This is a genomic window from Micromonospora sp. NPDC049580 (assembly GCF_040675595.1).
Taxonomy (GTDB): domain Bacteria; phylum Actinomycetota; class Actinomycetes; order Mycobacteriales; family Micromonosporaceae; genus Micromonospora.
Genome location: NZ_JBFAPG010000548.1, coordinates 1 through 3879 on the forward strand (window position 1 = coordinate 1; position 3879 = coordinate 3879).

General features: G+C 73.5%; 4 protein-coding genes. All 4 read right to left on the reverse strand.

From position 1 onward, the window contains the following. Nucleotides 1-900: thiamine pyrophosphate-dependent dehydrogenase E1 component subunit alpha (locus AB0J68_RS28780; protein ID WP_363941619.1), on the reverse strand; the 900-nt coding region annotated here is incomplete at its 3' end. Next, the gene (locus tag AB0J68_RS28785) at nucleotides 897-1145 is read right to left on the reverse strand and encodes an acyl carrier protein (RefSeq protein ID WP_354855732.1); all 249 of its coding nucleotides are present in this window, start codon (nucleotides 1143-1145) and stop codon (nucleotides 897-899) included. The genes AB0J68_RS28780 and AB0J68_RS28785, both read right to left, overlap by 4 nt. Further along, nucleotides 1138-3021 (reverse strand): HAD-IIIC family phosphatase, encoded by a 1884-nt coding sequence (locus AB0J68_RS28790; RefSeq protein WP_363941623.1) that lies wholly within the window; start codon nucleotides 3019-3021, stop codon nucleotides 1138-1140. The genes AB0J68_RS28785 and AB0J68_RS28790 overlap by 8 nt, the downstream gene beginning before the upstream one ends. Nucleotides 3022-3058: 37 nt before the next feature. Then, a partial coding sequence (locus AB0J68_RS28795; RefSeq protein WP_363941626.1) for a 3-oxoacyl-[acyl-carrier-protein] synthase III C-terminal domain-containing protein occupies nucleotides 3059-3879 on the reverse strand: 821 nt, incomplete at its 5' end.

A 3879-nucleotide genomic window follows, 5' to 3' on the forward strand; every position in this document is an offset into this window, starting at 1 on the left:
CACCGGGTGGGACCGCACAGCAAGCGCGACGTACGCCCGTTGTCGCTCGTCGTGCGCGCCGAACTGCTCCGGGTACGCCTGCGCGTAGCGCGCGTACCAGTCGTGCGCCCGCGCGTGCGCGATCTCTTCCGGGCGGCGGCTGTCGTCGCCCTTGCTGTGCGGTCCCACCCGGTGCGTGAGCAGCTCCACCACGTACGGCGTGGACCGCTCGCGGACCCGGCGCAGCACCGGCGTCAGCGCGGCCCGGACCACCTCGGTGTCGGTGGAGGTCACCCGCAGGTGGTCCACCCCGAACGCCCGCGCCCGCCCGCCGATGCTGCCGGCGAGCTGCGCGTCGGTCGGCGTGGACTGGGCGATGCCGTTGTTCTCGACCACCAGCAGCAGCGGCAGGCCCCACAGCGCGGCCATGTTCAGCGCCTCGTAGACGGCGCCCTCGCCCCAGGTGCCGTCGCCCAGGTAGACAAGCGCCAGCCGGCCGGGCTCGGTGCGCTTGAGGTGCAGCGCCACCCCGGCGGCCACCGGCACGCTCTCGCCCTGCACGCCTGTCGACAGGTAGCGGTCCCGCAGGATGTGCTGGCTGCCGCCGACGCCCCGGCACACCGCGCCCTCGCGGCCCATCACCTCGGCCAGCAGGCCGTGCGGGTCGGCGAACCGGGCCAGGTAGTGCCCGTGGCCCCGGTGGTTGCTGAACACGAAGTCGCCATCGGTGAGCAGCGGGCGCAGCGCCACCGGCACGTACTCCTGGCCCAGGCAGGTGTGGGTGGTGCCGTGCAGCTCGCCCCGGCCGAACATGTCCAGCAGGGCCAGCTCGAAGTGCCGGATCAGCAGCAACAGGTCCAGGTCGGCGTCGGCGAGCCGGGTCGGCGCGATCGGCGGCGCCTCGGTGCGGGTGGCGGTCACCGGGATGCCCCGTCCAGCTCGCCGGCGACCAGGTCGACCAGTTCGCCGACAGCGCTCACCGCCAGGTACGCCCGCAGGTCCAGGCGTACGCCGAGGTCGTCCTCCAGCGCGGAGAGCAGACGCAGCGCCTCCAGGCTGGTCCAGTTGGCGAGCGACGCGAACCGGACGTCGGGCGAGATCTCCTCGGCCGGTACGTCCGCTACCTGCTCGATGAGGCCCGCGACGGTGGTGAACAGGTCAGGCACGGATGTCTCCCTCCTCCAAGGCGATCCACGCCGGCAGCAGCCGGGGCGGGGGATGCAGCGGCAACACGTGCCGGGTGGTGCCGTCGTCGACGGATGCCACGGTGAAGCCGGCCGAGGGCCAGACGGCCGCGCCGGGCTTGTTGCGGGCGGTGGGCCGGAACAGGGCCTCCAGCCGGGTCGCGCCGGCGGCTCGGGCCAGCTCCGCCACCCGGTGCAGCGCGGCCTGCTCGACGCCCCGGGAGAACACCCGGCAGCTGAGCACGAAGTTCTCGATCACCCAGGCGTCAGGGTCGTTCCGGTCCAGCCACAGGCCGCCCACCAGCCCCTCGGCGCCGAACCGGTCGGTCACCTCGACGGTGAGCACCAGATGGTCGGGGGAGTCGGCGCGCGCCCGGGTCTGCGCCTCGGTGTGCGCGCGCTCGGTCATGGTGAACTGGTTGGTGCGCAGCCCGAGCTGCGCGAGCCGGGGCAGGCTGTGCTCGTCGACCTCCCGGACGGTGACGCGCAACGTCAGCTCGTGCAGATAGTCGGCCGCCGAGTCGAACGTGGCGGCGAAGCGCTCCCGCCCGGCGCGGGCCCGGTACAGCTCGGTGCGTTCCCGGTCGGTGGCGCCGGTGGCCAGCACGGTGAAGTGCCCCTCGGTGAGCAGCCGGGTGGGGAAGCCCGCCGGGTCGCCGGCCAACTCCACCACCCGTACGGTCGGCAGTTCGCGGCGTACCAGCTCGCACTCGAACGGGCTGTCGTCGGCGAACACGACGGCGTCCAGGCCCAGGTTGAGGGTGGTGGCGAGCTGGCGCAGGTTCTCGTCCTTGCGTCCCCAGTTCACCGCCTGGGCGACGAAGTCGTCGGAGCGCAGCAGCAGGTCCGGATGCTGCGTGAACGCCTCCGCCACCAGCTCGGGGTCGTTCTTGCTGCACACCGCGAGCAGCACGCCCTGCCGGCGCAGCGCCAACGCGCGGCGCTGCACGTCCCGGTGGCAGTTGCCCGGATAGTCGGTGCCCAGCCGGATGCCGGTGAGCCCGTCGTCGCCGAGCACGCCCGCCCAGAGGGTGTTGTCCAGGTCCAGCGCGAGCACCTTCGCCGTCCGGCCAAGGACCGCGCGGCAGAAGGTGGCGGCCTCGTGCGCGTACCGGCGCTCCACCGTGGGCGTCCACGCCATGCTGGCAAACCGGTACAGGCGCTCGTCGCGCACCGGGCCGTCGTGGTCCACCAGCAGCGTCTCCAGATCCAGGGTGTACGTCGTGTCCCGCCCGCCCAGCTCCAACAGCTGGGAGTTCAGCTCCCGCCAGATCCGGCCCAGCTCGGCCCGACCTCGGAAGCTGACCAGGCCGCGGTGCTCCAACGGCGACAGCGGCACGGTGTGCAGCAGCACCGCGCCCTCGTTGCGCGCCGCGTACCCGCGCAGCGCGGCGGCGAGCACGCCGGCCCGTTCGCCCAGCACGTCGGCGAGGCCGGCGAGGTCGCCGGGGTCCCACTCGGCGGGCAGGAACCAGCCGTCGTGCAGCAGGCAGAGCGTGACGTCCGGCCGGAACTCGGCGAGCGCCGAGCGCGGGTCGCTGAGGTCGAGCACGAGCTGGTCGAAGCCGGAGACGTGGATCTCGGCGGCGATGCCGATCCGCAGCAGCGCCACCCGCAGCAGCGGTTCCAGCGTGCCCGGCGTGAACGTGCCGGTGACCGCGACCCGCAGCGGGCGCAGCGTGAAGTCGGGGCTGGCCAGCTTCTCGACGGGCACGTCGGCGAGCAGCCGACCGGCGGACGCGACGGTGGTGACCGCCGCGTCGTCCAGGTGGACCAGGCCGGGCGCCAGCTCCGGGTCGGCGGCCGCGTCGGGTCGGCGCAGCCGGCGGATCCGGTGCAGGACCTCCTCGACTCTCATGTTCGGTGTTCCTTCCCGTCGGGTGTGGTCCGGCCGGTCAGACCCGCAGCAGGGTGCAGACCCAGTGCATGCCGCTGCCGGTGCTGGTCAGGGCGACCAGGTCGCCGTCGGTCAGCTCGCCGCTGTCGAGGTGGCGTTCCAGGCCGATGAGCTGGTCGGCGCAGCCGATGTGGCCGTGGGCGAGGGCCAGCTCGACGTTGGTCCGCTCCAGGTCCACGCCGAGGTCCTTGGCCAGCTCGGCGAACTGCCGGGCGTTGTCGTGGAAGTGCACGAACCGGTGGACGTCGGCCAGCGTCACGCCCGCCCGGGCGCACGCCGTCTCCACCACCTGCCGGTTGCGCTCCCGGATCGTCGCGACGAACCGGAACATCCGGCGTACGTCCCCGGCGAAGAACTCGTTGAGCCGGTCGGCCGGGTCACCGACGCGGGGGGTGCCGCCGTCCGCGGTGAACGGCTGCGCCGCGCCACCGACGGCCATGCGCATGAAGCCCGCGTACCGGCCGTCGGTGATCGTCTCGGTGGCCAGCCAACGGCACCGGTCGTGGTCGCGCACCAGCACGGCCGCCGCCGCTCCGTCGGAGAAGACGCTTGTGTTCACCTCCATCCGGTTCCAGTACGGCTCGCACACCCGGTTCGCGCCGATCAGCAGCGCCGTCCGGTACTCGGGGTGGGTGGCGAACCGCCCGGCCACCGTGTCGAACGCGGCAACCCCACCGCCGCACGCCTGGTTGAGCAGCACCGCCTCGGCCCGGTGCGCGCCGAGGCGGGCCTGGGTGACCTCGCGTAGGCACCCGTCGAGGTCCCCGTTGGCGATCCACTCGACGGCCCGCCTGTCGAACTCCGGGTCCGGGCCGTGCG

Bases quoted from the DNA above. Each gene is read 5' to 3' on its own strand.
- AB0J68_RS28790 (WP_363941623.1), bottom strand. From the start codon at position 3,021: ATGAGAGTCGAGGAGGTCCTGCACCGGATCCGCCGGCTGCGCCGACCC.